22 protein-coding genes are annotated in these 26,676 nt (G+C 68.3%); 8 read left to right on the top strand and 14 right to left on the bottom strand.

The features are described from left to right. Positions 1 to 304 precede the first annotated feature (304 nt). Positions 305 to 1,555, top strand: coding sequence for a DNA-methyltransferase (locus tag OV427_RS31965; protein ID WP_267859991.1), 1,251 nt, complete (start codon positions 305 to 307; stop codon positions 1,553 to 1,555). On the opposite strand, the gene OV427_RS31960 is transcribed toward OV427_RS31965, so the two are convergent. From OV427_RS31960 to ttcA, 5 genes are all read right to left on the bottom strand, one after another. Further along, positions 1,552 to 2,748 (bottom strand): 5-methylcytosine restriction system specificity protein McrC, encoded by a 1,197-nt coding sequence (locus OV427_RS31960; RefSeq protein ID WP_267859990.1) that lies wholly within the window; start codon positions 2,746 to 2,748, stop codon positions 1,552 to 1,554. The genes OV427_RS31965 and OV427_RS31960 overlap by 4 nt on opposite strands. 71 nt (positions 2,749 to 2,819) lie before the next feature. Then, a complete protein-coding gene (locus OV427_RS31955; protein ID WP_267859989.1) occupies positions 2,820 to 4,571 on the bottom strand; it encodes an AAA family ATPase in 1,752 nt (583 codons plus the stop codon). A 42-nt stretch (positions 4,572 to 4,613) separates the two neighbouring features. Further along, positions 4,614 to 5,438: a phosphate/phosphite/phosphonate ABC transporter substrate-binding protein gene (locus OV427_RS31950; RefSeq protein WP_267859988.1), complete on the bottom strand. Its 825-nt coding sequence runs from the start codon at positions 5,436 to 5,438 to the stop codon at positions 4,614 to 4,616. 12 nt (positions 5,439 to 5,450) lie between these two features. Continuing rightward, positions 5,451 to 6,275, bottom strand: coding sequence for a tellurite resistance TerB family protein (locus OV427_RS31945; protein ID WP_267859987.1), 825 nt, complete (start codon positions 6,273 to 6,275; stop codon positions 5,451 to 5,453). After that, positions 6,254 to 7,108 (bottom strand): tRNA 2-thiocytidine(32) synthetase TtcA, encoded by an 855-nt coding sequence (ttcA, locus tag OV427_RS31940; protein WP_267859986.1) that lies wholly within the window; start codon positions 7,106 to 7,108, stop codon positions 6,254 to 6,256. The genes OV427_RS31945 and ttcA overlap by 22 nt, the downstream gene beginning before the upstream one ends. Positions 7,109 to 7,173: 65 nt before the next feature. Here ttcA and OV427_RS31935 point away from each other — a divergent pair, with 65 nt between their 5' ends. The 3 genes from OV427_RS31935 to OV427_RS31925 all read left to right on the top strand — a co-directional run bounded on the left by OV427_RS31935 (position 7,174) and on the right by OV427_RS31925 (position 11,785). Further along, positions 7,174 to 8,343, top strand: a complete 1,170-nt coding sequence (locus tag OV427_RS31935) for a ribonuclease D (RefSeq protein WP_267859985.1) — start codon at positions 7,174 to 7,176, stop codon at positions 8,341 to 8,343. A 172-nt stretch (positions 8,344 to 8,515) separates the two neighbouring features. Continuing rightward, positions 8,516 to 11,260, top strand: a complete 2,745-nt coding sequence (locus OV427_RS31930; protein ID WP_267859984.1) for a M1 family metallopeptidase — start codon at positions 8,516 to 8,518, stop codon at positions 11,258 to 11,260. Between the two features lie 168 nt (positions 11,261 to 11,428). Continuing rightward, positions 11,429 to 11,785 carry a hypothetical protein gene (locus OV427_RS31925; RefSeq protein ID WP_267859983.1) on the top strand — a complete coding sequence of 119 codons (357 nt, stop codon included), beginning with the start codon at positions 11,429 to 11,431 and terminating at the stop codon, positions 11,783 to 11,785. A gap of 7 nt (positions 11,786 to 11,792) precedes the next feature. Here the strand turns inward: OV427_RS31925 and OV427_RS31920 are convergent, their stop codons facing one another. Beyond that, positions 11,793 to 13,286, bottom strand: a complete 1,494-nt coding sequence (locus OV427_RS31920) for a carboxypeptidase M32 (RefSeq protein ID WP_267859982.1) — start codon at positions 13,284 to 13,286, stop codon at positions 11,793 to 11,795. 71 nt (positions 13,287 to 13,357) lie between these two features. On the opposite strand from OV427_RS31920, the gene OV427_RS31915 reads away from it, so the two are divergent. Continuing rightward, a complete protein-coding gene (locus tag OV427_RS31915) occupies positions 13,358 to 13,900 on the top strand; it encodes a hypothetical protein (protein WP_267859981.1) in 543 nt (180 codons plus the stop codon). A 31-nt stretch (positions 13,901 to 13,931) separates the two neighbouring features. Here the strand turns inward: OV427_RS31915 and OV427_RS31910 are convergent, their stop codons facing one another. After that, positions 13,932 to 15,560, bottom strand: a complete 1,629-nt coding sequence (locus OV427_RS31910) for a peptide chain release factor 3 (RefSeq protein ID WP_267859980.1) — start codon at positions 15,558 to 15,560, stop codon at positions 13,932 to 13,934. A 201-nt stretch (positions 15,561 to 15,761) separates the two neighbouring features. Here OV427_RS31910 and OV427_RS31905 point away from each other — a divergent pair, with 201 nt between their 5' ends. Beyond that, positions 15,762 to 16,655, top strand: a complete 894-nt coding sequence (locus OV427_RS31905; protein ID WP_267859979.1) for a helix-hairpin-helix domain-containing protein — start codon at positions 15,762 to 15,764, stop codon at positions 16,653 to 16,655. Positions 16,656 to 16,715: 60 nt separating this feature from the next. Here OV427_RS31905 and OV427_RS31900 read toward each other — a convergent pair whose 3' ends face one another. The 5 genes from OV427_RS31900 to OV427_RS31880 all read right to left on the bottom strand — a co-directional run bounded on the left by OV427_RS31900 (position 16,716) and on the right by OV427_RS31880 (position 22,995). Further along, a complete protein-coding gene (locus OV427_RS31900; protein WP_267859978.1) occupies positions 16,716 to 17,831 on the bottom strand; it encodes an esterase/lipase family protein in 1,116 nt (371 codons plus the stop codon). Positions 17,832 to 18,005: 174 nt separating this feature from the next. Continuing rightward, complete coding sequence (locus OV427_RS31895) at positions 18,006 to 20,078, bottom strand: Kelch repeat-containing protein (protein WP_267859977.1); 2,073 nt, start codon at positions 20,076 to 20,078, stop codon at positions 18,006 to 18,008. Between the two features lie 280 nt (positions 20,079 to 20,358). Beyond that, complete coding sequence (locus tag OV427_RS31890; RefSeq protein WP_267859976.1) at positions 20,359 to 21,162, bottom strand: ABC transporter permease; 804 nt, start codon at positions 21,160 to 21,162, stop codon at positions 20,359 to 20,361. Positions 21,163 to 21,166: 4 nt separating this feature from the next. Continuing rightward, entirely contained in the window at positions 21,167 to 21,970 is an 804-nt protein-coding gene (locus OV427_RS31885) for an ABC transporter permease (RefSeq protein ID WP_267859975.1), read from the bottom strand. Further along, the gene (locus tag OV427_RS31880; protein WP_267859974.1) at positions 21,967 to 22,995 is read right to left on the bottom strand and encodes an ABC transporter ATP-binding protein; all 1,029 of its coding nucleotides are present in this window, start codon (positions 22,993 to 22,995) and stop codon (positions 21,967 to 21,969) included. Before OV427_RS31880 ends, OV427_RS31885 begins: the two co-directional genes overlap by 4 nt. Positions 22,996 to 23,118: 123 nt before the next feature. Here OV427_RS31880 and OV427_RS31875 point away from each other — a divergent pair, with 123 nt between their 5' ends. Further along, positions 23,119 to 24,333: a small ribosomal subunit Rsm22 family protein gene (locus tag OV427_RS31875; RefSeq protein WP_267859973.1), complete on the top strand. Its 1,215-nt coding sequence runs from the start codon at positions 23,119 to 23,121 to the stop codon at positions 24,331 to 24,333. Positions 24,334 to 24,382: 49 nt separating this feature from the next. Here the strand turns inward: OV427_RS31875 and OV427_RS31870 are convergent, their stop codons facing one another. Further along, complete coding sequence (locus OV427_RS31870) at positions 24,383 to 24,574, bottom strand: hypothetical protein (protein ID WP_267859972.1); 192 nt, start codon at positions 24,572 to 24,574, stop codon at positions 24,383 to 24,385. 274 nt (positions 24,575 to 24,848) lie between these two features. On the opposite strand from OV427_RS31870, the gene pip reads away from it, so the two are divergent. Further along, positions 24,849 to 25,796, top strand: coding sequence for a prolyl aminopeptidase (pip, locus tag OV427_RS31865; protein WP_420718374.1), 948 nt, complete (start codon positions 24,849 to 24,851; stop codon positions 25,794 to 25,796). Here pip and OV427_RS31860 read toward each other — a convergent pair. Further along, positions 25,783 to 26,592, bottom strand: a complete 810-nt coding sequence (locus OV427_RS31860; protein ID WP_267859970.1) for a YhfC family intramembrane metalloprotease — start codon at positions 26,590 to 26,592, stop codon at positions 25,783 to 25,785. The two genes, pip and OV427_RS31860, sit on opposite strands and share 14 nt — an antisense overlap. Positions 26,593 to 26,676: the final 84 nt, after the last annotated feature.

The following is a 26,676-nucleotide window of genomic DNA, read 5'->3' as shown; positions in this document are numbered from 1 at the left end:
CCACAGCCCAGGCCCAACCAGCCCGCTTACTGGGGCACCATGGCGATGGATGTCCCTCAGTCCGGGCGTTTACAGCATGGCGAGAAGTACATATGACGACGCCGGAAACATCGCGGCAGGTCTACGGAGGCACATGGGCATGTGCTGCTCTCTTCGTCGCGCTCTCCCTCGTAGAGAGCCCCTTGACGGCATCCCGGCTAGCAGATGTCAGACCCGGCGTTTATAGAGGGCGTACTTTCTAGGTAGGATCCCTGGCACGAAACCCATTACATCGTCACCCTCTATAGCTCCGACTACTCACGAAATGCGCGACATCCATCCGAAGACCCCTGTAGCCTCGATCAAGCGAGAATTCACGAGCGAACAATTGAAGCAAGGCTTCGATGTTGATCTTGTCTCCGCGCTCGTTGGCATGAGTCGGAGTTTCATTAACAAAGTCCTCGGTGCCAGGGTGACTTGCATCACCCTAGCGCAGGTTCTACTACTCCTCGACCAAGACGCCTTCGCCGAGACCTTCGTCCCAAGAAGCCGTATTCCTTCGTTCTTACTTTCAGCGCATGAACGCCCTAAGGCCGGCCCACTCCCGGAGCGAAGCTTTCAGTTGGTCCAAGGCAATGCAGTGGACCTAATTGCGTCACTCCCACCTGGCTCAGTGCAGTGCGTTGTGACGTCGACCCCTTATTGGGGGATGCGCCTGTACGACCATGCATACGAGCACGCTTGGGCTGATGGGGAGACCTGTGCTCTGGGCTCGGAACAGACTCCCGAGGGATTCATTCGCCATACGGTCGAGTTTCTGTTCTGGCTCAAACCTGCGCTCTCGAAGACCGGCTCTGTCTGGTGGAATCTCATGGACGCATACAACACGCGCACCCAGATTCGCGGGAACGCAGCTGAGACGCTGAGAGCTATGAAGGGACAGGATACCAAAGGCTGGAAGGATCATGCCTGCCGTCGCTATAGCGCTGGGCATTCGTTTCTGAAAGATGGTGAGCAGTGCCTGATCCCCGGGCGAGTTGCGAGCCGTCTCTCTAGAATCGGCTACTACCTAAAGAGCACCATTGCGTGGAAGAAGAACGGCTCCCTTCCAGAAACCGTCGAGAGCAGGGTTACGCGCGAGATGGAATACATCCTGCATCTCTCCATTGAGCGAACGCCGTATTTTGACAAGCAGGCTTTCCTTCGGCACGCCCCCGCAGTTGGTGGTCGCAATCCCCGATTTGAGGCTGAGAAGATCACGGATATCTGGCACTTCTCGACGGCAAGCGGGCTGGACGGGCATGGAGCGCAATTTCCAGTCGCCCTGCCAGGCCGCTGCATTGCACTTTCGACAAAGCCTGGAGACCTTGTCCTTGATCCATTTGTCGGCTCGGGCACGACGAATGTGGCCGCACGTCTACTGGGCCGACGATCCATTGGATTCGACATCTCAGCGAAGTACTTAGCGATCGCGAAAGCCCGAGTGGAAAAAGCCCGCCTTCACTTAGTCGACAGAGAGTCCGAAGCTGAAGAGAAACGAACCAGCATACCTGCCCTACAAGCCAAGCTCCTTTAATCTTTAAGGCGTCGGCACAGCCAAGTGCCAAATGTCTGTAAGCTTCGTTTGACCTCGCCCGAGTATATTTTATACTCGAATACATTAATGTGGCTCATCGACTTCGCAGTGCGCCACTCGCCTTCTTGGCCGGGAAGATCCGTCACGGAAACAAACCCGGCCAATTGGGCGCCGTAGGCCTCGGAATAAGCCGCGAGTTGGTAGTGGTCCGACGCAGACGGACGTTCTTTGTACTTAGCATCCAGTAAAGCGACACACTCACTTGGTCTCCCAAACGGGCGCACCACGATGTCAGGCTCAAGGAGTGGATTGAAGTCAGGTGGCGCTCCGGCTTCGTACAGCCGGACATCGGCTTCTTTTGAGACCTGATACTGAGACCGTAGCGCGGCTGCGACCACATTGCGTACCGCACTTTCAAAGACCACAGGCATGTTGACGCGAAGTGGAGTGTCTTCGAGAAGCGCAGCTGGGCCTGCGGCGCGTTGCGCTCCTCGCAGCAGCATCTCCGCTGAGTAGAGCGCGGGGTAATAGTATCCGCGGCTTGGATGTATTCGCCTGCGACCAAGCAGCTCTTCACAGACCGAAAGCGCCTCTCCTGCCGATCGGAACGCATGAAGACGTGGCATACCGGCGAGCATTGCCCCTGCCTTGCCCACCAACTCAGGAACTATACGCGGTCCGGCGAGCGCAACGGCGCGCAGCGCTGTCTTCAACACACGATTCGCTGCACCATCGTGATCCGTCAAACGTACCTGCTGAACGAACCGCAATTCCTGCTGCCCGTAGATTCGCTCGTAGGTTCCAATAGGGTCGAGTTCACCCCGCACGTCTTCCAGGATGGCTACCCGTGTCTGTACGCGAGGCATCCATCCCTGCTTCAGGACACTCTCCATGGCCAAGAGAAGCCGCGCTGCGAGAAAATCATGAAGGCTTCCGCCCTCGCGGACATCTACGGAGACCGGGGGGCCCGACACCGGATGGGGATCGTGTTCTGACCATTCCAGAAGCACATGCAGTGCATCAAAGCTCACTTTGGGCAGGACACGCAGGCGCACTTTCTCAGTGAGCATCTCGGTCGTAACAACACTGGCATCCGTCTCAAGAACGTATGTCCCGCCCTGTCCGATGGAGACTTTGACAATCTCAAGCGCCGACGCGAGCAGGCGCTGCCCGGACAGAACATCGTAGGGCACCTCAAACCGACCTACTTCTCGGATAGCGACGTCCCGAAGGCCATCATGCAATTCAGTAACTACAGCGGAACCTACGCTCGGACCCATTTGCTGTACCAATCACTGAATAGATGATCCACCGCTACGAGTTTCTCTCTCTCATACTCAGTCAAGTAGAAGTCTAGCACCGCTCGTATCTTCGCATGATAGAAACGCCAAGCTGCTCCCGGAACACCAATACTATAAAAGAGGGCGTGTCCGACGGGGAACCCCGTGGCTTTAGCTGCCTCTCCGATCATTGAGACAAATGTCTCTGCCTGATCTTCGCGCCATCCCTTGCTCAACAATGTCTTGTAGACCTCGTTGGGGCGGTAGGGCATCTCGACACTTGCGAAACGCTCAAGCAAGGCGATATCCAAGCCCGTCGTTGAGCGATCTACGCTGTTAGCCGTGGCAATAATGAGCATCTCAGGAGGAACAATAAGGTGTTCAATCCGATCTCTCCCCTCTCCCACCAAACTCGCAGGCAGTGACACCTTAATCCCACGGTAGCCTTCCTCAAATACTTGGAAGGCCTCTCCGAGCACCTGCGCCAACTCCGCCCGGGTGAGTTCCTCGATCAAGAAGACAGACTTCCCACTAGGATGCTTCAGGCAGTGTTCAAGAAACACCCCATTCTGCAGCTTAAAGGCGACTGTACCATTCACCGTTGTAGGCGAAATCTTGCGAATGAAGTCGCCATATCCCCAGGCATGGTGGAACTGCACCTGTTTAAAGCGCTCATCATTTCGGAGAGTGCCCGACACTACACCGAGGTAATCTGCGGCAATTTGAAAGGCCGCGTGGGTCTTCCCCGTGCGCGGAGGCCCATAGAGCAGGATGTTCCGGTAGCCGTCTTGAAGGAGGGCTTTCGTGGCGTTCTCGGGCACCCAGTCATGCGGCATAGTGGTTCTCAAGTCGAGCATCCGTGCCCTGTAGTCAAATTGCTTGGCATCAAGATTCATCAGTCTAACAAGCTTTGGGGAGCTCGCTGGCGTTGGCGCAACCGACAGAGGCTCAAGTGCAGACGTCGACGGAAGACAGAGCGTCTCAAAGTAATCTTCGATGGACGATTGCGGGCCGAAGTCTGCTGGAGAAATAGTTATCGCCAGATCCTCATAAAACATTACGTCCCGCTCGAGAGGCGTCAAATGCAGTTTTTGCACAGTCGCCTCGACGAGACTCTCTATCGTCGTCGTTCCAGGCAAATCCGCCATACGGTGAACCCAGATGGCCAGAGCTCGTAAGGAGAGCTGTACGGGCACTCCTTCCGGGCCGAAGTTCCACATAGCGATTTGCTCGTAACCTGGGACTAGACTGATGGCGAGACTCGAACCCCTGCCCTCCCCATGCTTGACAACGGCGTAAATTTTCGACTTGTCGCCATGCGTGAGGTTGTTCCCATTATTGACTGAGCCGCTCGCAAGGCCCTCCATTTGGGTCCAGATGACGGCACGCCATACGTCAGATTTGCGTAGTAGGTACCGAGCATTATCATTCACTGGTACGTATAACGAGTATGTCGATCCCACCCTCTCGCGCCCCTCTGGCCGCGTTGGTAGCCCCCGTGAGGAATCGGTGCTGAACCTGTCGAGGTTCCTTATCACCAAGTCATCAAACCCAGGGGGCTGTTGGGCGATCAGCTCAATACCGTTGCCAGTCGGCTCGGTACTCTGAATAGTGATCGGCGCAACAGTGCTAATGCCCGCCGCCTTCATGCAGAGGAATATGAAGAACGTCGAGTCGCTTGCCTTAAACAAGGCACGTGCGGCGCGAGCCACAACGTAGGGGGTAAGGTATGCCATCGGCCTGAGTCTAAGATAAAATTGGGCAAAAGCGGCCAGCCCCTACAGGCTCGCCAGCGCCACCCGGTACAGCGCCCGGTAGCCCATGCGCGGCGCGGGCTCGAAGCGGTCCGCGTTGAAGATGTCCTTCAGCAGCGCCTGCCCCTCCGCCGACGCCTGCAGGCCCAGCAGCGAGGACTCCAGCGTGCCCACGAGCTCCGGCGGCAGCCCCATGGCCACGGGCACCCCGTCATTGGGCGCCTCGTCAGTGTACGCAATCAGCTCGAAGCGGCGCCCCGCGCCAGGGCCCAGCACGTCCTCCACACCCGTGGCGAACGTCAGGCCCGTGGAGGCCGGCGGGCAGAAGACGCTCGCCACGTCCGCCTTGCCGTCCAGCACCGCCTCCAGCGCGCCCCGGTACGAGCCGGTGAATTGCTGCGCGGTGAAGGCCCGTGTGGGCTCGTGCCCCTGCGCCTTGAGGTACGCGGTGGGCAGCAGGTAGCCCGCCACCGAATCCCGGTCCACCCACGCCGCCGTGGTGCCCTTCAGCCGCTCCACCGTCAGCCCCGCTCCCGCCCGGCACACCAGCGCCGACCGGTAGGAGGACATGCCCCGGCGCACCCCGCGCACCACCACCCGCACGCCCATCGCCTCCATCCGCGCGCAGACGAAGGGCGGCGCCCAGGCCGCGTCCGCCCGCCCGGACAAGAGGTCCTTGGCGAGCGTCTCGTAGCTGGACGCCACGGACACCTCCACCCCCTTGCCCAGGGCCCGCTGGAGGAAGGCCGCGAGCCGCTCCGCGCGCTCCCGCGCCGTCTCGTTGCCCAGCGAAGGAGGCAACCCGAAGCGGAATGTGTGCCGGGGCCCGGATGGGACTTGCAGGGTCATGCAGTCCCCTAACTACCCCTCCCTGCCCAGTCGCGCCACTTCGTCGTCGGCCAGCCCGAAAGTCGCCTGGAGCATGTCCAGGATGCGCTGCTCCGCCAGGCTCGGCTCGCCGCCCGCGTGGGCAATCTTCGTCGCCAGCCGGTAGGCCTTCACCCGCTGGGTGTGCGTGGTCAGCCCGTGGGCCAGCACCTGGAGTCGCTGGGGCAGCCCCTCCGCCGCCAGGGCCACCACCGCCTCGCTGACGAAGTTCTGCGCGCGCTCCGGGCTGACGTTCTCGAAGAGGGGGTCCGCCGCGAAGCTCTCCACCAGCGCCCGGGCCTCCGCTTCCTTCAGCTTCCCGTCCGCGGCGCTCACCAGCACCATGACCTCCGCGAACAGGCGCTCCAGGGGCTCGCCCAGCGCCTCCGCCAGGCTGCCGCCGTTCTCGATGACGTCGATGATTTGCGCCACCTCGTCCTCGGAGATGCCCAGCGCGGCCTGGAACGTCTTCAAGAGGCCCAGCTCATTGCGCGTGGCCCGCTGGTCCGCCAGCGCCACCGCCGCCGCCAGCCCGAAGGCCAGCATCCGGTTCTTGTGGTCCGGCAGCCGGCGCCGCAGCGAGGCCAGCACCTCCTCCAGGTCCTTGGCCTCGGACAGCCGCGCCGCGCTCGTCTCCACCAGCGCGTTCAATTCGTCGGGCTTCGTGCCCTCGAACTCCGGCCGCTCCAGCACGCGGCTGAGCAGCGTCTGCATCTCCCGCTGCGACACCCGGCCGTCGGCCATCGCGGCCAGCAGCATCGCCTCCACCAGCGCGCCGTTGCGGTCGTTGCGCGCTTTTACTGCCTGCTCTCGAGCCATGGGCTGGCGCTCCCTTGCGTGTCGTTCGAATCCGTCGTCGGCGCCCCCTCTTCCCGCGCGTGCAGCGGGTCGGGGTTGAGCGCCTTGTCCAGCAGGTGCGTCGGCCGCACGTTCATCATCGCGTTGAGCACGCTCTGACGGACGTTCGGAATCTCCTTGCCCAATTCCTCCACCAGGCGCTGCATCCGCTTGCGCTGGAGGTTCTCCTGCGTGCCGCACAAATCACAGGGGATGATGGGGAACTGCATCAACTCCGCGAACTTCGCGATGTCCTTCTCCGGTGCGTAGCACAGCGGCCGGATGACCACGTTGCGCCCGTCGTCACTGTGGAGCAACGGCGGCATCGCCTTGATGGAGCCGGCGAAGAAGAGGTTGAGCAGCAGCGTGTGGATGAGGTCGTCCCGGTGGTGGCCGAGGGCAATCTTGGTGCAGCCCAGCTCCACCGCCGCCGTGTAGAGGATGCCGCGGCGCATCCGCGAGCACACCGAGCACTGCGTCTTCCCGGGAGGCGTCTTCTCCAGGACGATGCTGTAGGTGTCCTCCTTCAGCATCTTGTAGGCGTAGCCCTCGCGCTGGAAGTAGCCCTCCAGCTTGTCCGCGGGGAAGCCGGGGTGGCCCTGGTCCAGGTTCACTGCCAGCAGCTCGAATTTCACGGGCGCTCGCCGCTGCAGCTCCCGCAGCAGATGGAGCATCGTGTAGGAGTCCTTGCCTCCCGACACGCCCACCATGATGCGGTCCCCCGCCTCGATGAGGCGGTGGTCCGCGATAGCCCGGCCCATGTGGCCAAGCAGACTCTTCTCCAGGCGCTGGACGTCGTTCATCGGCGTGGCCATCCTAGCGGCGGCCCGGGAAAAAACACCTCAAAGGGAAGCCCTGGTCCGCTAGCCTGCCCAGCCCGATGCCGACCTACCCGCAGGGTGCCGTGGATGTGGTGGATTCCGCTGGTGCGCAGAGCGCCACGCGCAAGCTCGAGGAGGCTCGCGAGATTGCCGTGGACCTGGAGGCGGACTCCATGCACGCCTTCCGCGCCCGGCTGTGCTTCCTCCAGCTCGCCACCGACGACGACGTCTTCCTCTTCGACACCCTCCAGCCCGGGGTGGAGGCCCGCCTGCTCGCCCCGCTGATGGCCGACCCGGCGCGCACCAAGTTCTTCCACGCCGCGCAAGGAGACCTGCAGTTCCTCGCCGAGGTGGGCGTCCGGGTGCAGGGCCTGTTCGATACCCACCGGGCGGCCACGCTGCTGGGCTGGCCCAAGGTGGGCCTGGCCGACGTCGCCCGCGAGCGGCTGGGGGTGGACCTGCCCAAGGAGCACCAGCAGTCGGACTTCTCCATCCGCCCGCTGCCCGCCGGCATGCGCGAGTACATCGCCAACGACGTGCGCTACCTCTGCGAGCTGGGCCGCAACGTCCGCGACGCCTGCCGGGAGGCGGACATCCTGGAAGAGGTGCTGCTGGACTGCGTGCGCCTGTGTGACGAGGCGGTGGCGCGGCCCGACGTGGGCGCGGACTTCAAGCCCAAGCTGCCGCGCGCCGGGCTGAACCCCGCGCAGATGGCCCTGGCCAACGCCATTGCCCACGCGCTGCACCGCAAGCGGCTGGAGTGGGCGGAGAAGGAGAACGTCCCCATGGGGCGCATGCTCTCCAACATGGCGATGGGCGACATCGCCGTGAAGCTGCCCGCCAATCCCCGCGAGCTGGCGCGCATGGCCGGCGTGCGCGGCTCCTTCGTCCGCACGTATGGCGACGAGGTGCTCGGCGTGGTGCGCGAGCTGGTGGAGAAGTCGCGCAAGGGCGAGCTGGAGCCCGAGCGCGAGGCCAAGGGGCCCCGGGACGTGAACCGGCGCAAGCGCGAGGACGCCCTCAAGCAGTTCCGCGTGGAGAAGGCCACCGAGCGCAAGGTGACGCCCAGCGCGGTGCTGCCCAACCCCATCCTCGACGTGCTCGCGGGCCGGCCGCCCAGGGACGTGGAGGAGCTGGCCCAGGTGCCCTACTTCGGCGAGAAGCGGGTGCGGCTGTACGGGCCAGCGCTCCTCGAGCTGCTCGCCAGGCACCCCGTGCTCAACGGCTGACACATGCGGTGACACCGTCACCGCAATCTTCTCCCCTCCGAGGGTGATGCAGTCGCTTCATGCCCTCCCGCGTCACGCCTGACACCCTCGGGGACGCTATCGCCATGAAGGGGCGAGTGGTGGAATGTCCCAGGCCGCGAGCCGTTGTGGCCCGCGAGCGGAGACCTTCCCGATGCGGTACGGACACCTCGGCGCGGCCACGTGCCTCCTGACGGCGCTCACCCTCGCCGGCTGTGTGAGTACGCGGCAGGAGCCGCCCTCCCCCAGGGCCCCGGCAGCGCCCGTGGCGGCCCGCGACGCCGTGTCCTCCGCCGTGGCTTCCGAGGAAGGACCGCGCGCCCTCGTTCCGCCGAAGCTGCGGCTGGACGCGCGGGCCCGCCCGGTGCGGCAGGCGGTGACGCTGGAGCTGGACCCACGCAAGGAGGCGTTCCGCGGCACGGCGGACGTGGACCTCACCCTGACGGAGGCCACGCGAGAGCTGTGGCTCCATGGCGAGGAGCTCTCGGTGGAGAGCGCCACCCTCGAGGTGAATGGCCGCAAGGTGCCTGTCGCGGCGCTGCCCATGGGGGAGTTCCTCGCCTTCGTCACCGAGGAGCCGGTGGGCCCCGGCGCCGCCACGCTACACGTGGAGTACACGGGCCGCGCGCTCGCGAACGAGGACTCCGGCATCTTCCGCGAGCAGGACGCCGGCCGCTGGTACGCGATGACGCAGTTCGAGGCGCTGTATGCGCGGCGCGCCTTCCCCTGCTTCGACGAGCCCGGCTTCAAGCTTCCCTGGCAGCTCACCCTGCGCGTGCGCGCGGAGGACGGCGCCTTCTCCAACTCGCCGGTGGAGGCCGAGGAGCGCGGCGAGGACGGCTGGAAGACGGTGCGCTTCCGGCCCACGCCGCCGCTGCCCTCATATCTCGTGGCCTTCGCGGTGGGCCCCTTCGACGTGGTGGATGCGGGCAGGGCGGGCCGCAACTCCGTGCCGGTGCGCATGCTGGTGCCGCGCGGCCACGCCGCCGAGGCCGCCTGGGCCGCGCGCGTCACGCCGCCGCTGCTGGAGCGGCTGGAGGAGTGGTTCGGCACGCCCTACCCCTTCGCGAAGCTGGACGTGCTGGCCGTGCCCGGCGGGCCGGGCGGCGCCATGGAGCATCCGGGCCTCATCACCTTCGGCGCGCAGTCCATGCTGGGCCCGGTGGAGGGGGACTCGCTGTGGCGCCAGCGCGCCTTCGCGGAGACGCAGGCGCACGAGCTGGCGCACCAGTGGTTCGGCAACCTCGTCACCATGGCGTGGTGGGACGACCTGTGGCTCAACGAGTCCTTCGCGGACTGGCTCGCGTACAAAATCATCACGCAGTGGCAGCCCGGGTGGCGCTGGGACGTGCGCCGCGTGGAGGCGCGCGGCCAGGCCATGGCGGAGGACCAGCTCGTCAGCGCCCGCAGCATCCGCCAGCCCATCGAGTCCGTCGGCGACATCAACGGCGCCTTCGACGGCATCACCTACGGCAAGGGCGCCGCGGTGCTGGCCATGTTCGAGTCCTGGCTGGGGCCGGACGCCTTCCAGCTCGGCGTGCGCCGCTACCTCCAGACGCACGCGCGCGGCAGCGCGACGACACACGACTTCTTCCAGGCCCTCTCCGCCACCGTGGACCGCGACGTCGGGCCCGCGTTCTCCACCTTCCTGGACCAGCCCGGCGTGCCGCTCGTGTCCATGGAGCTCCAGTGCCCCCAGGGCGCGCCGCCCCAGCTCGCCCTGGCGCAGCGGCGCTACCTGCCGCTGGGCTCTCCCGGTGGAGAAGGCGCGACGCCGTGGCGGGTGCCGGTGTGCGTGGTCTACACGGCTGGCGGCACCAGGGCCCGCGCGTGCACGGTGCTCGCGGAGCCCACGGGCACGCTGGTGCTGAAGGAGGCGAAGGCATGCCCGGAGCAGGTCCACCCCAACGCGGACGGGCGCGGCTACTACCACGCGCTCTTGCGCGGGGACGGGCTGGAGCGGCTGGCGCGCCGGGGCGGCCAGGGCTTGAGCATCACCGAGCGCCGCGTGCTGATGGACGACGCGCAGGCCCTGGTGGCGAGCGGAGACCTCGACGTGGCGCAGGCGCTCACGCTGGCCACGCGGCTGCTGCGCCCGGAGGACCCGGACCTGGTGCAGGGCGCGGTGGGCGTGGTGGACAGCGTGCGGGACGAGTTCGTCCCCGACTCACTCCTGCCGCACCGCGCGCGCTTCGTGCGCGGCCTCTTCGGACCGCTCGCGCGCCGGCTGGGCTTCGTGTCGCGCCCGGGCGAGAGCGAGGACCAGCGCATGCTGCGCCCGCTGCTGGTGTGGATGGTGGCCAACGTGGGCGAGGACGCCGCCCTGCGCGCCGAGGCCCGCAAGCTCGCCCTGCGCTGGTTGGAGGACCGGAGCACCCTCCCCCTGGACGCGACCTCCGCCGTGCTCGGCACCGCCGCGGCCACGGGTGACGCCGCCCTGCACCAGCGCCTGCGCGAGGCCCTGCGCAGCACGCCGAGCGGCCGCGAGCGCGAGCTCATCTTCGGCGCGCTGGGCACCTTCAAGGACCCGGCGCTCTCTCGCGCCAGCCTGGAGCTGCTGCTGGCCCCGGAGGTGGACGCACGCGAAGCGCTGCCCATCCTCTTCGGCCAGCTCTCCGAGCCCCCCACCCGCGCCGGCGCCTTCGGCTTCCTGCGCGAGCACTTCGAGCCGCTGCGCCAGCGCCTTCCCCGCGACATCTCCACGTGGCTATTGGCCACCGGCAGCTTCTTCTGCGACGCCGAGCACCGCCAGCAGGTGGCCGACTTCTTCGGCCCGCATGCGCGGCAGATAGAGGGCGGTGAGCGCACCCTGGCGCAGTCGCTGGAGCGCGTGGACCTCTGCATCGCCCAGCGCGCGGCACTGCGCCCGGGGCTGGAGCGCTTCCTCACGCGCTACTGACAGCCGGTGCAGGAAGGTGTGCTCGCGCGAACGCCTCATTTCCCGAGGGGGTATGGGGGGTGGGCGCTCACAAGGCCCACCGTTGAACACGCACCCCGGGGCCCCCCACTTCCGGTTGCCGACCGGACGCGAGTGCATAGCTTTGTCCTCCTCGTGGAGGTGCACGCAATGCTGGGAGCCAGGGTGGACGGTGCACGCGCGGACATCTCCCGTTGCATCGCCGCGAGCCTCCAGTGCCAGGCGTCCTGCGAGGAAGGCATGGCGCGAATGGTGGCCCGTGGACAGCCGATGGGCGGCGAGGTGGTACGCCTGCTCCGGCAGTGTGCGGAGCTGTGCGAGCTGAACGTGCGCGCGCTGCAGAAGGAGAGCCGGCTGGCCCGCCGCACCGCCAGCCTGTGCTTCGAGCTGGGCAACCGCGTGGCCCGTACCGCGTGGCTGGACGCGGAGGACGCGGACTCCTACGCGCTCGCCCGCGACGCGCTGCAGTTGGCCCGCGCGTGCAGGCCCCTGCTGTTCGCCCACTGACACTTCTTCAGAGCGTCACGCCGTACAGCGCGCCGTACTTCTCGCGCAGGTAGGCGAGGAAGTCCGCGTCGGTGAGACCTTTTCCCGTCACGCCCCGCACCAGCTCCTCGGCTGGCAGGCGGAAGCCCTGGCTGTGGACGTTGTCGCGCAGCCAGTCGCGCAGTGGCAGGAGCTCGCCCCGGCGCAGGTGGCCGTGCAGGTCCGGCAGCGCCCGCTCCGCGGCCCGGTACAGGGACGCCGCGTAGAGGTTGCCCAGCGAGTACGTGGGGAAGTAGCCCAGCTCGCCCCAGGCCCAGTGGATGTCCTGGAGCACCCCGCGCGTGTCGTCGGGCGGGACGACGCCCAGGTACTTCTCCATGCGCGCGTTCCATGCCGCGGGAAGGTCCGCCAGGGGCAGCTCGTCACGCACGAGGAGCAGCTCCAGCTCGTAGCGCAGGGCGATGTGGAGGTTGTACGTCACCTCGTCGGACTCGATGCGAATCAGCGAGGGGCTCACCTCGTTGACGGCCGCGTGGAAGCCGTCCACGTCCACGCCGGACAGGGCGTCCGGGAAGGCGGCGCGCAACCCGGGGAAGTAGTGCTCCCAGAAGGGCCGGCTCCGGCCGACGATGTTCTCCCAGAGCCGGGACTGGGACTCGTGCAGGCCCATGGAGGGCGCGGCGGCCAGCGGCGTGCGGAAGTGCTCGGTCGCGAAGCCCTGCTCGTACAGGCCGTGGCCCGCCTCGTGGATGGTGCTGAAGATGGCGGACAGCGGGTTGGACTCGTCCAGGTGCGTGGTGAGGCGCACGTCCTGCGGGTGCGTGCCGCCGGTGAAGGGGTGGATGCTGACGTCCTGCCGGCCCGCCTCCAGGTCGAAGCCGATGTCCTTCAAGAGCCGCACCGTGAAGGCCCACTGCGCGTCCCTGTCGTACCGGCGCCCGTCGAAGAGGCGGGGCACGGCGCGGCGCGCGGCGGCGAGCTTGCCCACCATGGGGATGAGCTGCTCGCGCAGCGCGGCCAGCACCGGGGTGAGCCGCTCCACGCGCATGCCGGGCTCGTGGCCCTCCAGCAGCGCGTCGTAGCGCTCGCCGCCGTGGCCGTAGGCGTCCGCCTGCTCGCGGCGCAGCTCCAGCAGGCGCCCCAGCGCGGGCTGGAAGACGGCGAAGTGCTTCTCCTTGCGCGCCTCGCGCCAGGCATGGATGGCGCGGCTCTGGGCCTCGGCCAGGGCCTTCACGAGCGCGGAGGGGACGCGCACCTCGCGCTCCCGCTCGCGGCTGAGCACGCGCACCATGGCGCGCTCGTCCTCCGAGAGGCGGTCCTGGGAGGCCGCCTTCGCGAGGGCCTCGCCCAGCCGGGGGTCCACCAGTCGCTCGTGGTACAGCCCCTGGACGGTGGAGAGCTGGTGGGCGCGCGCGGGGCCCGCCTTGGCGGGCAGGTACGTCTCCTGGTCCCAGGTGGCCAGGCCGATGAGGCCCTGGAGATCGCGGAGCTCCTGCATTCGGGAGAGCAGCCAGGTATCCATGTGGGGGATTCTTAGCGCGCTTCGCGGCGGACTTTCGCGGAAGACGCAGTCGGGGGTATGAGGGCTGCGCGATGGCCAACGTCCTTCAGTTCTTCATGTCCCCCGACGACGAAGTCGCCTTCTTCCGCTTCCTGGAGCGCTTCACGCTGGAGGTCTACCCGCGGCGCGTCCCCGAGGACTGGAAGACCTTCCGCGCGAGCCTGGAGAACCTCCCCAAGATTCCGCCCGAGGACCTCTACATGGTGGCCAGCGACCTGGGCCCCGCCATCGTGGACAAGGTGAAGCGCGGGCCCGACAAGGGCTACTGGCGCATCGACGAGGTGCGCTCACCCGTCATCTTCATGGAGCGCTCGCGCCCCAACGAGGAGGGCGAGTTGCTCAGCGGCCAGTTCTGGGCGGAGCTGGACATCACCGCGCAGACGGGCCGCAAGAACGCGGCGCCGGACAGGTTCCGGCTCCTGTTCCTGGAGATTGAGGAGTTCGTGAAGAAGACCTACCGCAAGGGCGACCCCAAGGGCTTCTTCGTCGGCCCCAAGGCCGCGCGCCTCTTCAAGGAAGGCCTGGTGCTGCGCGACTCCGCGTTCCGCGGCGGCACGGTGGCGCCGTACAAGTAGGAGGCGCCACCCGCCACCGGCGGTCGCCGGCTCAGGAGCCGGTGGCCGCTTCCGCCACCTTCCGCAGCATGGGCGCCTCGGAGACGAACTTCAGCTCCGGGTGCTTGTCCTCGGCGTGCTGGAGCGCCCAGTCGTCGCGGAAGAGCACCAGGGGCAGGCCATCGCGGTCCTGCACCGTCTGGCGGTTGCCCTCCCAGTCGAACGACTTCGGGTCGAAGTTGGTACCCACCACCCAGCGCGCGTGGCTGAAGGGCAGCCGGTCCAGGGCAATCTTCGCCCCGTACTCGTGCTCCAGGCGGTACTGCAGCACCTCGAACTGGAGGGCGCCCACCACGCCGACGATGGGGTCCTTCATGCCCATCTGAAGCTGCTGGAAGATCTGCACCGTGCCCTCTTCCGAGAGCTGCTCCAGCCCCTTCTCCATCTGCTTGCGACGCAGCGGGTCCTTGGAGCGCACGACGGCGAAGAACTCCGGGCTGAAGCGGGGCACGCCCTCGAACTCCACGTCGGTGCCGCCCTCGGCCAGCGTGTCGCCGATGCGGTACTGGCCCGGGTCGAACAGGCCGATGACGTCTCCCGGCCAGGCGTCCTCAATCGCCGTGCGCTCGGCGGCCATGAACTGGCTCGGCTTGGCCAGGCGCACTTCCTTGCCCAGGCGCGAGTGGAAGGCGCTCATGCCCTTCGTGTAGCGGCCGCTGACCACGCGCATGAAGGCGATGCGGTCTCTGTGCGCCGGGTCCATGTTCGCTTGAATCTTGAAGACGAAGCCCGCGAACTTGGGGTTTGTGGGCTCACGGGGCCCTGTCTTCGTGGGACGGGACGTCGGCGCGGGCGCCAGGTCCAGGAACTCGTCCAGGAAGGGGCGCACGCCGAAGTTCGTCATCGCGCTGCCGAAGAACATGGGCGACAGCTGTCCCGAGTCGTGCTTCTCGCGGGTGAACTCGTCGCCGCCGATGTCGAGCAACTCGATGTCGCCGTGGAGCTTCGCCAGCTCGGCCTCGGTGAGGACGGTCTTGATTTCATCCGAGTCGATGGAGACCGAGCGCTCCGCCACTTCCGACTCGCCGTGCGAGCCCTCGGCGGAGAAGATGTGGACGACGCGGGCCTTCCGGTCATAGACGCCGCGGAAGTCCGGCCCCATGCCGATGGGCCAGTTCATCGGGTAGGAGCGGATGCCGAGCACCTGCTCCAGCTCGTCCATGAGGTCCAGGGGCTCGCGGCCGTACCGGTCCAGCTTGTTGACGAAGGTGAAGATGGGGATGCCGCGCAGGCGGCAGACCTTGAAGAGCTTCTTGGTCTGCGGCTCGACGCCCTTCGCGGCGTCGATGAGCATCACCGCCGAGTCGGCCGCCGCGAGGGTGCGGTAGGTGTCCTCGGAGAAGTCCTGGTGGCCCGGGGTGTCCAGCAGGTTCACCGCGTGGTCGCGGTAGACGAACTGGAGGACGGACGACGTCACGGAGATGCCGCGCTCCTTCTCCAGCTCCATCCAGTCGGAGGTGGCGTGGCGCCGCGCACGCTTGGCCTTCACGCTTCCGGCCAGGTGGATGGCGCCGCCGTAGAGCAGCAGCTTCTCCGTCAGCGTGGTCTTACCCGCGTCGGGGTGGGAGATGATCGCGAAGGTGCGCCTGCGGGCGACCTCCCTGTCGAGCTCGTTCGTCATGACCCGAGGCCAACTATCACGCGCGGTCTTTCCTTGCAGCCCGCAACGAGCGCCGGGCGGTCAGGCCGGAGCCCGGGCGGCGGGACGGGCCTTCCGTCTCGGGAGCGAGGCCGCTCTCCGCGCCTGCCCGCCTGCCCTGCTGGACGTGAGACGGGGTGGGACTGGCGGTTGGCCTGGCGCCGTCCCACCTTCAAGGTAGCCATGGGCACGAAATGGAAGGACAACATCGACGTCGCGGACATGCTGGAGCGAGTGGCGGACCTGCTGGAGGAGCAGGACGCCATGCCCTTCCGGGTGAACGCGTACCGGAAGGCCGCCACGAGCATCGCGAAGTGGCCGAAGCCGGTGGCGGAGGTGCTCGCCTCGGAGGGTGAGGCGGGGCTGCGCGAGCTGCCCGGGGTGGGCAGGAGCATCGCGGCGGCGGTGGCGGAGTGGGTGCGGACGGGGGCACTGGGACTGCTCGAGCGGCTGGAGTCCGACGCATCGCCCGAGCAGCTGCTCGCGAGCGTGCCCGGCATCGGTCCGGAGCTGGCGCATCGCATCCACGCGGAGCTGGGAGTGCGCTCGCTGGAGGAGCTGGAGCAGGCGGCGCACGACGGGAGCCTGGAGCAGGTGGAGGGCTTCGGGCCCCGGCGCGGGCAGCAGGTGCGCGAGCTGCTGGCGGCACGGCTCGGACGTCAGCGGCGTGGGGCGGCGCGGCTCCAGGCGGCTTCGGCCCAGGGCGCACAGCCGGAGATTGGCCTGCTGCTGGAGATGGACGAGGAGTACCGGCGGCGCGCGGCGGAGGGTGGGCTGCGGAAGATTGCGCCGCGCCGATTCAACCCGTCGGGGGAGGCGTGGCTGCCGGTGCTGCGCCGCACGGTGGACGGGTGGAACCTCCGGGCGCTGTTCTCCAACACGGCGCTGGCGCACCAGCAGGGAACCACGAAGGACTGGGTGGTGCTGTACTTCGACAAGGACGACGAAGAGGGCCAGTGCACCGTCGTCACCGCGCATGGGGGCCCGCTCGACGGCAGGCGCGTGGTACGCGGCCGCGAGGTGGAGTGCCTCGCGTACTACGGCGTGGAGGCCGAGGAGACGCAGCCTGGGGCGTGAAGTCCCCGCTGCCTCGAGCAGGGCCCGGGCACTCCCGGGCCCCGCCCGTGCCACGGCTTCTCAGTCGTACGTCGCGATGTACTGGAAGATGGCGGCGTAGAACTCCGGCTCGTCGAAGGTGTCCGGACCCACGCCCACCACGTCCAGGTGGTCCTGGGAGATGACGCTGGAGGTGGACGTCATCTGCGCGCTCGTCGGCGCGTTGAGGCTCGTCACCGCGGCGACGGACGTGTCGTTCGTCACCGAGTCGAAGCCGAAGGTCGACTCCGAGTAGCGCAGCCGGGTGCCCATCTGCTGCGAGTTGATGCCCACCAGGCCGTCGTCATCCGCCTCGTTGCGCACGCCGTCGCCGCAGCCGCCCGCGCCGTCGTTGTCGCCGTCGTTCGCGCAGTACCCATCCCCGTCGATGTCGAACAGGAACTCGCTCAACAGGTACAGCGCCGGATTCACGTTGACGCCGTTCTGCGCGGTGATGAGCGACACGTAGCGGCCCGCGTAGCTCGCGCTCACCGGGTACGTGTCGTTGAACGCCTTCATGCCCGTGGTGACGCCGTCCGTGGCCGAGTAGTCGTTGTAGACGAGCTGCTTGGCGCCCGCGTACGCGTCATTGCCCGCCTTGTACACCACGTTGCCGTAGTACTTCGCCAGAGCGGCGATGACGCTCGTCACGCCCGGCTTCAGGTCCAGGATGTACTTCGCCACCGGCGAGCCCCGGTGCGGCGAGGACACGCTCACCAGCACCGCCACCACCGTGGCCCCGCGCCGCTCGCGCAGCACCCGCGCCGCCTTGCGCGCGTCGATGCCACCCTGCGAGTGGCCGATGAGGTTCACCTTCGCCGCGCCCGACGTCGCCATGAAGCCTTCGATGTCGTTCGCCAGGTCCAGCCCCCGCACCTCCGAGGACTGGAACGCCTGCACCTGCGCGACGAAGGACTTCTGCCCCGCGTCGATGTCCTCGTTGCAGTCCACCTCGAGGAGCGCGTCACACGCGTCTCCCACGAACATGCCGTAGTCGTTGCCCCAGTAGTCGTAGCCGAGCAGGTCGTCGAACCCACCCATGCCGTGGGCGAACACCACCGGGTACGTCGTCTTCGCAGCACCCGCGCGGGCCTCGGGGACAAGCCCGAGCACTCCCGCGCACACCACTGTCACGAGGACCGCCTGAAGCCTCTTCATCACCGGCTCCTTCAACCTGCTGAGGGGGGTTGGAACGCCTGCGACTCCCGGATTGCCCGGGAGAGCAGCGCAACCCTCGCACGGTTGACATTTGAGTCAACGGGTCGAATCCCACCCCCAGTCCAGGTCGTCCGCCCCCATACACAAAGGGGCGGACGGTGCGCGGGGGAGGACTCAGAGCGCGGGCGTGTACAGCTCCGTGGAGACGAGGGAGCCGCTGGTGCCCAGGCCGCCGCAGACGAGCACGCGGCCGGTGCCCGGCAGCTTCGCCACACCGGCGCTCGTCACCGGCGTGGACAGCGAGCCCGCGGAGGTCCACAGGCCGGTGCCCGCGTCATACACTTCCGAGGAGTCCAGGAGGCCCACGCTCGTGCCGCCGTCGCCGCCCAGCACCAGCACGCGGCCGGAGGGCTCCAGCAGCGTGGCCATGGGCCCGTAGCGCGCGGCGGACATGGGCGCCACGGAGGTCCACAGGCCGGTGCTCGGGTCATACAGCTCGGCGGTGGCCACGGCGCGGCCGCTCCAGCCGCCCACCACCAGCACCTTGCCGTCGCGCAGCCCCACCGCCGCGTGCCCATAGCGCGTGGCCGCCATGGAGCCTGTCGCGGTCCACGTGTCGGTGGCCGGATCGTACAGCTCCGCCGTGGCCGTGTCCCCCTCCGGAGTGGTGCCGCCCACCACCAGCACGCGGCCGGACTGCAGCAGCGTGGCGGTGTGGTTGAGTCGCTTGCGGCTCATGCTCGCGGCGGCGCGCCACGTGCCGACGGTCGGGTCGTACAGCTCGGCGGTGCTGAGGAGGGAGCTGAAGCTGGAGCTCATCCGACCGCCCGCCACCAGCACCTGCCCCGAGTTCAGCAGCGTCGCCGAGTGGCGCGAGCGCGGGGTGGCCAGCGCGCCGGTGGACGCCCAGACGTGCGTCGTCGGGTCATATACCTCCGCGGAGGAGAGGTAGAGGGACGAGCTGCCCTGCCCTCCCGCCACCAGCACCTTGCCGGAGGGCAGCTTCGTGCCGCTGTGCAGGAAGCGCGACGTGACGAGCGTGCCCGCCGCCACCCACGTCCCCGCGTGCTCGTCGTAGAGCTCGGCGCCCATGAGCGCGCTGCTGCCGGTGGCCGTGCCACCCGCCGCCAGCACCAGGCCGGAGTCCAGCGTGGTGAGGGAGTGGTGGTAGCGCGCCGCCGCCATGGCGCCCGTCAGCCGCCAGGGCGGCGACTGCGGCGTGAAGCGCTCGGCGCTCGCGGTGCCCGGTCCTCCGTCCGGACGGCCTCCGGCGACGAGCAGGTCGCCGGAGTTCAGCAGCGTGGCCGTGTGGCCGAGCCGGCTCGTCCCCATGGAGAACGAGGTGAACCAGCGGTTGCTGGTCGGCTCATAGAGCGCCACGCTCTGGAGGGACAGCTCGCCGCCGTCGGTGCCGCCGGTGACGAGCACCTCGCCCGAGTGCAGCAGCGTGGCGGTGTGCATCGCCCGCTCCACGGGCAGGACGTTGCTGGCGGACGTCCACGTGCCGGTGGCCGGGTCATACAGCTCCGCGGTGCGCGAGGCGGTGAAGTCGTCCACCATGCCGCCCGCCACCAGCACCTTGCCGGACAGCAGCAGCGTGGCGGAGTGGCCGGAGCGCACGGTGCTCATGGGCAGCGCCACCGCCGTCCACGTGCCGGTGGCCGGGTCATACACCTCCGCGGTCTTCAGGAGGGTGCCGCTGGGGCGATTGCGCCCGCCCGTCACCAGCACCTTGCCGGACGCCAGCAGCGTCGCGGTGTGGCCCACGCGCTTCGTGGAGAGGCTGGCCGTCGCCGCCCACACGCCCGTCGCCGCGTCGTAGAGCCGCGCGGTCTCCAGCCCGCCGCTCGCGCCATCCTCGCCGCCCACCACCAGCACCTTCCCGTTGGACAGCAGCGTCGCGGTGTGGCCGGAGCGCAGCGAGTCCAGGCTGCCCGTGGCCGTCCACTGGCCCGTGGCCGGGTCATACAGCTCGGCGGTGCCGGTGGAGGACGCGCCGGAGTCACCGCCCACGACGAGCACCTTCCCGGACGCCAGCAGCGTCGCGGTGTGGCGGCGCCGCACGGCCACCATCGAGCCCACGTTGGACCAGCGCGCGAGCTTCGCGTCGTACAATTCCGCGCTCGCTGTCTGGCCACCGGCCACCAGCACATTGCCGGAGCGCAACAGCGTCGCGGTGTGGTCCACGCGCTGCGTGGACATGTTCGCCACGGGCGACCAGGTGCTCTCACCCAGTTCCGCGGTCATGACTTCCGGATTATTCAGCGGCTCTGCAAAATCCTCGTGTGAACAGCCCGCCATGGCGAGCGTCATCACGAGCGCGGCCATTCGGCCGAACCCAGCAGGGCAATTCATGAGGAGGGTGTCCTTTTTCCGACTTGAGGGGGAAGGTGGGCGGGGGCCCACGTTCTGCCGCGTTTACTCCACCCCGTGCGTCGGAGGCCATTGCACCAGCCAATAGTGAACACTCCCCCAGGTGGGGTCATAGACACCCAGCCCCCTGGGGCAGGCGGGCGGGCGGCCCGGGCTAGCTGCTGGCGGACGTGTAGTGGCCGATGGAGCGCAGCCACACCCTGCGGGCCACCCAGGCGAAGACGGCCGAGCCCACCACGGCGCCACCGAGCGCATGCAGCGGCAGGCGCCCCAGCATGGCCTGGGCGGGGAAGGTGGTCATCAGCGCCAGGGGGATGACGTACGTGAAGAAAATCGTCAGCGCGCCCCGGGCCACGCCCTGGAACACGGAGGACGGCCAGCGCGCGAAGTCGAAGATGGACGTGAAGAGGTACGTGAGGTTGTCCACGCGCACGACGAAGAAGGCCGCGCTCACCGTCAGAATCCACAGCGAGTAGAGCAGCAGCGTGCTGGTGCCCAGCAGCAGCACCGACGCCAGCACCCCCGTCACCGACGGCCCGTGCCCCAGCTTCGCGAAGGCGTAGACGAACAGCCCCAGCCCGGTGAGCACGTTGAAGGCGCGCCAGGGCAGGAAGCGCTGGGTGGACACGAGGAACTGCGCGTCCGCGGGCTTGAGCAGTACGAAGTCCAGCGTGCCCTTGCGGATGTGGTCCACCACGCCGGTGAGGCTGGGGTTGATGGCGCCCTCGAGGATGCCCTGGAGCAGCGTGAACCAGCCCACCACCAGCAGCGCCTCGCCGAAGCCCCAGCCCTCCACCACGGGCCGCTCGCCGTAGACGACGAACAGCGGCGCCAGCGCGGTGAAGGTCCAGAAGAGGGACGTAATTCCCTCGGTGAAGAAGTCCGCGCGGTACTGGAGCGCCAGCAACCCGGACGCCTTGAGCTGGATGCCCAGCAGTCGCCAATAGCGCCGCAACATGCCCCTACCCTCCAAACGCCGCGAAGCGCCGCACGCCCTGCTTCCACACGACCACGGTGAGCCCGCCCAGCACCACCACCCAGGCCCACTGCGCGCCCAACAGCAGCAGCGCCTCGCGCCAGCCGTGCGCGCCCGTCATCAGCTCCACCGGCAGGCCAATCTGGTAGCGGAAGGGCAGCCAGTTGATGAGGGTGCGCAGCCCCGCGGGCAACAGCTCCACCGGGTACATGTACCCGGAGCAGACGAAGTACAGGACGAGCCACACCTCCATCACCTTCTGGCTGCTGCCCAGGAAGAAGCTCAGCGCGCCGATGGTGACGTTGGCCAGGAAGGAGATGGCCCACCCGCCCAGCACCGCCAGCACGAAGAAGGCCCACTGCCACGCGTGCTGGGGCACCGCCTTGCTTCCCACCAGCACCACGGCGAGCACCGTCACCGGAATGGCCACCACCAGGCGCATGGGGAAGCCGGCGATGTTCTCCGCCGCGTAGGCCCACAGCGGAGAGATGGGGCGCAAGAGACGCATGGACAGCGTCCCCTGCCGCACCTCCCAGTTGATGAGCCACGCGGCCCAGGAGCTGGTGAGCTGGCGCACCGCGAAGGTGGCGAGGAAGTAGCCCACGAAGTCCGCCTGACCGAAGCGGCCCACCGGCGCATTCCGGGCCACCGCCATCCACAGCACCATGTTGACCAGCGGCATGGTGGTGGACAGCACCCAGATGAGCATCTCCGCGCGGTAGGCCACCGCCTCGGCGAAACCGACTTTGAGCAGCGTGGGCATGGCGCGCATCGTGTTGCGAAAGCTCATGCCGGCACCGACTCGCTCGCCGGGGCCTCGTGGGCCGCCGCCTCGCGACGGGCCTTGTTCTCCGCGAACAGCTCGCTCATCACCTCTTCCAGCGGCGCGTTCTCCACCGTGAGGTCCGTCACCGGCAGCCCCGCCAGCGCGCGGCTGATGGTGGCGTTGACGGCCTCCTGGCGCACCTGGAGCACGGCGGTGCCGGCCTCGTGCGTCACCACCCTGCCGCCCAGCGGGGCCAGGCGCGCGGCGTCCACCTGCTCGGACAGCCGCAGCACCACGCGCTTCTCCGGGCGGATGCGCTGCACCAGCGCGTCCAGGCTGCCGTCGTAGGACAACAGGCCCTTGTCGATGACGATGACCCGGGGGCACAGCGCCGCCACGTCGTCCATGTAGTGGCTGGTGAGGATGAGCGTGGCGCCGTACTTCTCGTTGTAGTCCTTGATGAACGTCCGCATGGTGGCCTGCATGGACACGTCCAGGCCGATGGTGGGCTCGTCGAGGAACAACACGCGGGGGCGGTGGATGAGCGCCGCGGCCAGCTCGCACTTCATCCGCTCGCCCAGGGAGAGCTGCCGGGTGGGCTTGCCGATGAGGTCGCCGATGTCGAGCAGCCCCACCAGTTCGTCCATCGTCTGCTTGTACTGGGCGGCGGGCACGTCGTAGATGGCGCGGTTGAGCTCGAAGGTCTCCGCGGGAGGAAGGTCCCAGAGGAGCTGCTGCTTCTGCCCCATGACGAGCATGATTTTCTTGAGGAAGGCCTCCTCCCGGAGCCGAGGCACGTGGCCGTCCACCGTCACCTCGCCCTCGGAGGGGTGGAGCAGCCCGGACAGCACCTTGAGCGTCGTCGTCTTTCCGGCGCCGTTGGGGCCCAGGAAGCCCACGCGCTCCCCCGGGCGGATGTCGAAGGAGATACCGTCCACGGCCTTCACCGTGGTGTAGCTGCGGTGGACGAGCGAGCGAAGGGCCGCCTTCAGGCCCGGCGGGCGCTTGTGGACTTTGTAGTGCTTGCGCAGGCCGTGGACGGAAATCATGTGGAACCAGGGTTTAACGCGGTCGCCCCCGGGTGGCGACCTCCCAGTTGAAGCCTTGGCGGGATGACAACGGATTGACGTGGCCGCCCCCGGGTGGTGCGCCACGCTCGAAGGTTGGGCGGGATGAGCAACGCGTACAGCAAGGACCTGGAGCGGTGGATGCCGAGGCTCATCGCCGTGTGGCGCGCCTCGCGCGGCAAGGGCGACGGGCCGGAGACGCGCCTCACGCCTCAGGAGGTGAAGGAGGTGGGCGCGGGCGTCCGCCAGCTCTCCCTCGGCCTGACGCGGGAGCGGCAGCTCGCCGGCGCCCGGTACATGGACGACCCGCGCCTGCTCGGCGCCTACCTGCTCTTCTACTGGCCGGTGTCCTATGCCCAGGCGAGGCAGGTGCTGGGCGAGCTGCCCAACCGACCCCGGCAGGTGCTGGACCTGGGCAGCGGCCCGGGCCCGGTGGCCTTCGCGGCCCTGGACGCGGGCGCGGGCGAGGTGACGGCCGCGGACCGCAGCAAGGCGGCCCTCAACCTCGCGCGCAGCCTGGCCACCGAGGCCGGCGAGGCGCTGGCCACGCGCGACTGGGACCCGACGAAGAAGGGCGCGGCGCTGCCGGAGGGCAACTTCGACCTGATTACGATGGGCCACGTCATCAACGAGCTGTACGGCACCGGTGATTCAGCCACGGCCCCGCGCGCGGCGCTGCTGGAGGCGGCGCTGGCGAAGGTGAAGCGCGGCGGCAGCCTGCTCGTCATGGAGCCCGCGCTGCGCGAGACGAGCCGCGGCCTGCTCCACGTGCGCGACGCCATGGTGGAGCGCGGCTACGCGGTGCGCGCGCCGTGCATGTATCGGGGCGCGTGTCCGGCGCTGGTGAAGGAGACGGACTGGTGCCACGCCGAGCGGCCCTGGCCCATGCCCAAGGTGGTGGAGGAGATTGCGCGCGCGGCGAGTCTGCACAAGGAGGCGCTCAAGATGAGCTACCTCGTGCTGGCGCCGAAGGGTGAAGCGTGGCCGGAGCTGCCGCCGGGAAGGCTGTTCCGCATCGTCTCCGAGCCGCTGGAGGGCAAGGGGCGCAAGCGCTACATCGGCTGCGGCCCGGAAGGGCGCGTGGGCCTGGCGATGCAGGAGCGGCACCGCAACGAGCGCAACGAGCGCTTCATGCAGCTCAACCGCGGGGACGTCATCTCGGTGACGGAGACGGAGCCCAAGGGCGACGGGCTCGCGCTGGATGACCGCACCGAGGTGCGGATGGTGGCGCCCGCGGGCAAGGGCGTGCCGCCTCCTCCGCCAAAGGAGGACGCGCCGAAGGACCCGGGAACCCGCCCGACTCCGGGCGCGCCCTCCTGAGAATGCCCCGGCCCCCTGGCTCCACGGGGTCGGGCCCTGCTTCCTGAGGCTACGGCCGCACGTCGGCGTAGCCGCCGGTGAGGACGTCCCGCATGTGGCGGAACGCCCGCACGCTGTCCTTCATCGCGCTCCACGCGCCCTGGGCGAGGACGGTGGCCTGCACGCGCACGAGCCGCAGCCGGGGCTCGCGAGCCGGGGTGACGCGCGCCTTCGGGGGGTTCATCAGGGAGGCGATGTTCACGGGACGCTCCTGGGGTTGGGAGTCCACGGAAGTGTCCACGTCGCCCGCAAAGTCAGCGTTGCGGCCGGGCAACTTCGCCGTCACATCGCCACTGGTGGCGCCCGCCGGGCTGGAGGGCGGACAGGCCAGCGTCTACTGACGGACGTCTTCCTGCCCTGGGGGCGGAGCTGGCGCGGGAGTGAAGGGGTGTCTGGCGGACGGAGGCGCTCTGGTACGGTGACAGCCATCTCCCCACCCGTGAGAAGCGAGTCCCGTGTCCGCCTCCGCCAAGCAGTTGCGTACGCTGTACCCGCCCCTGGAGCCCTACCGCACCGGGCGACTGCGCGTGTCCTCGCTCCACGAGGTGTACTTCGAGGAGTGCGGCAACCCGAACGGCAAGCCGGTGGTCTTCGTCCACGGCGGCCCGGGCGGCGGGACGGACCCGCGGCAGCGGCGCTTCTTCGACCCGGGCGCGTACCGCATCGTCCTCTTCGACCAGCGCGGCTGCGGCAGGAGCACTCCGCACGCGAGCCTGGAGGAGAACACCACCTGGGACCTCGTCGCCGACATGGAGCGGCTGCGCGAGCACCTGGACATCGACCGGTGGCAGCTCTTCGGCGGCTCGTGGGGCAGCACGCTGGCGCTGGCCTACGCGGAGACACACCCGGAGCGCGTCACGGAAATGGTGCTGCGCGGCATCTTCCTGCTGCGCAAGCGCGAGATTGATTGGTTCTACCAGCGCGGCGCGGATGCCCTCTTCCCGGATGCGTGGGAGCACTACCTCGCGCCCATTCCCCCCGGGGAGCGTGGCGATTTGCTGTCCGCCTACGCACGCCGGCTGATGGGCACCGACGAGAAGGCGCAGCATGAGGCGGCGCGCGCGTGGAGCGTGTGGGAGGGCCGCACCAGCTGCCTGTACCCCAACGCGGAGCTGGTGGCGCGCAACGCCCAGGACACCTTCGCCCTCGCCTTCGCGCGCATCGAGTGCCACTACTTCGTCAACAAGGGCTTCCTGCGCAGTGACACGCAGTTGCTCGACGACGTGCACCGCATCCGCCACATCCCGGCCGTCATCATCCAGGGACGCTATGACGTGGTGTGCCCGCCGGAGAGCGCCTGGGCGCTGCACAAGGCGTGGCCGGAGGCGGAGCTCATCATCGTCCCGGACGCGGGCCACTCCGCGAACGAGCCCGGCAACACCTCCGCGCTGGTCGAGGCCACGGACCACTTCAAGGCGCGGTAGCCTCCGGCCCGGGCTCCGGCTCCTTGGGACGCAGGCGGAGGATGACCCACAGGCCGACGAGCGCGCCCACCGTCACCGCGACCTCCGCCGCCACCGCGCCCGCGAGCTTGCCCGCCCCCACGGCCACCCCGTTGAAGAGCGCGTGACTGCCCACCGCGAGCCAGTACCACCCCACCCCGCCGCGGACGAAGCGCTGCAGCACGAGCACGGACATCGCGACGTGGAACACCATGGCCGGGGCGCGCTCGTACGCGCCCAGCAACGGCTCCCACCAGCGCAGCGCCGCGAACGTCGCCTGCGTCTGCCGCACCTGCTCCATCACGTCGGGCGGAACCTTCAGCGTGGACGGGTCCAACTGCGACAGCACCACCAGGTTGATGAGCCCCAGCACGGCCATGCCGGCAATCAGCACCGCGGACTCCAGCCCGCCGTGCCCCACGCCGAAGCCCACCGCGTCCCGCCAGCGCCGGAAGTCCTTCAGCGGCCCGCGAAACACCCACAGGCGCGCCGTCTCCTCGAAGAGGCCCGCGGTGATGCACAGGAGGGCAATCCACACGCCCATGAATACCGGTGAGTCCTTCAGCTCGTCGCGCAGCAGGTACTGGAAGAGCTGCACCAGCGGCACCCGGGTGAAGAGCTGGGACAGCGCGAAGGCCACCGCGCCCCAGCCCACCACCTTCCACGCCACGCCCAGCCGGCGGCGGACCCACAGCACCACCGCCACCGGCATCAGCACGTCGAAGGCAATGGCCGCCACGAAGCCGGCGATGACGCCGGTGTCCACGCCTGAAGCCATGTGAGCACCCCTCCCTCGGAGGAAGGGTCTACTCCACCCGCTGGCGCGTCAACACGACAGGCACGTCCGCCCCGAAGCAGTGGT

This window comes from Pyxidicoccus sp. MSG2 (assembly GCF_026626705.1).
In the GTDB taxonomy this organism is placed as follows: domain Bacteria; phylum Myxococcota; class Myxococcia; order Myxococcales; family Myxococcaceae; genus Myxococcus.
The sequence above is the reverse complement of the archived record's forward strand: the minus strand, read 5'-3'. Positions and strand labels throughout refer to the sequence as shown.

Coding starts and splice junctions, on each gene's coding strand:
- OV427_RS31965 (WP_267859991.1), top strand. CDS start 305: ATGCGCGACATCCATCCGAAGACCCCTGTAGCCTCGATCAAGCGAGAA.
- OV427_RS31955 (WP_267859989.1), bottom strand. CDS start 4,571: ATGGCATACCTTACCCCCTACGTTGTGGCTCGCGCCGCACGTGCCTTG.
- OV427_RS31950 (WP_267859988.1), bottom strand. CDS start 5,438: ATGACCCTGCAAGTCCCATCCGGGCCCCGGCACACATTCCGCTTCGGG.
- OV427_RS31945 (WP_267859987.1), bottom strand. CDS start 6,275: ATGGCTCGAGAGCAGGCAGTAAAAGCGCGCAACGACCGCAACGGCGCG.
- ttcA (WP_267859986.1), bottom strand. CDS start 7,108: ATGGCCACGCCGATGAACGACGTCCAGCGCCTGGAGAAGAGTCTGCTT.
- OV427_RS31935 (WP_267859985.1), top strand. CDS start 7,174: ATGCCGACCTACCCGCAGGGTGCCGTGGATGTGGTGGATTCCGCTGGT.
- OV427_RS31930 (WP_267859984.1), top strand. CDS start 8,516: ATGCGGTACGGACACCTCGGCGCGGCCACGTGCCTCCTGACGGCGCTC.
- OV427_RS31925 (WP_267859983.1), top strand. CDS start 11,429: ATGCTGGGAGCCAGGGTGGACGGTGCACGCGCGGACATCTCCCGTTGC.
- OV427_RS31920 (WP_267859982.1), bottom strand. CDS start 13,286: ATGGATACCTGGCTGCTCTCCCGAATGCAGGAGCTCCGCGATCTCCAG.
- OV427_RS31915 (WP_267859981.1), top strand. CDS start 13,358: ATGGCCAACGTCCTTCAGTTCTTCATGTCCCCCGACGACGAAGTCGCC.
- OV427_RS31910 (WP_267859980.1), bottom strand. CDS start 15,560: ATGACGAACGAGCTCGACAGGGAGGTCGCCCGCAGGCGCACCTTCGCG.
- OV427_RS31905 (WP_267859979.1), top strand. CDS start 15,762: ATGGGCACGAAATGGAAGGACAACATCGACGTCGCGGACATGCTGGAG.
- OV427_RS31900 (WP_267859978.1), bottom strand. CDS start 17,831: ATGAAGAGGCTTCAGGCGGTCCTCGTGACAGTGGTGTGCGCGGGAGTG.
- OV427_RS31895 (WP_267859977.1), bottom strand. CDS start 20,078: ATGACCGCGGAACTGGGTGAGAGCACCTGGTCGCCCGTGGCGAACATG.
- OV427_RS31890 (WP_267859976.1), bottom strand. CDS start 21,162: ATGTTGCGGCGCTATTGGCGACTGCTGGGCATCCAGCTCAAGGCGTCC.
- OV427_RS31885 (WP_267859975.1), bottom strand. CDS start 21,970: ATGAGCTTTCGCAACACGATGCGCGCCATGCCCACGCTGCTCAAAGTC.
- OV427_RS31880 (WP_267859974.1), bottom strand. CDS start 22,995: ATGATTTCCGTCCACGGCCTGCGCAAGCACTACAAAGTCCACAAGCGC.
- OV427_RS31875 (WP_267859973.1), top strand. CDS start 23,119: ATGAGCAACGCGTACAGCAAGGACCTGGAGCGGTGGATGCCGAGGCTC.
- OV427_RS31860 (WP_267859970.1), bottom strand. CDS start 26,592: ATGGCTTCAGGCGTGGACACCGGCGTCATCGCCGGCTTCGTGGCGGCC.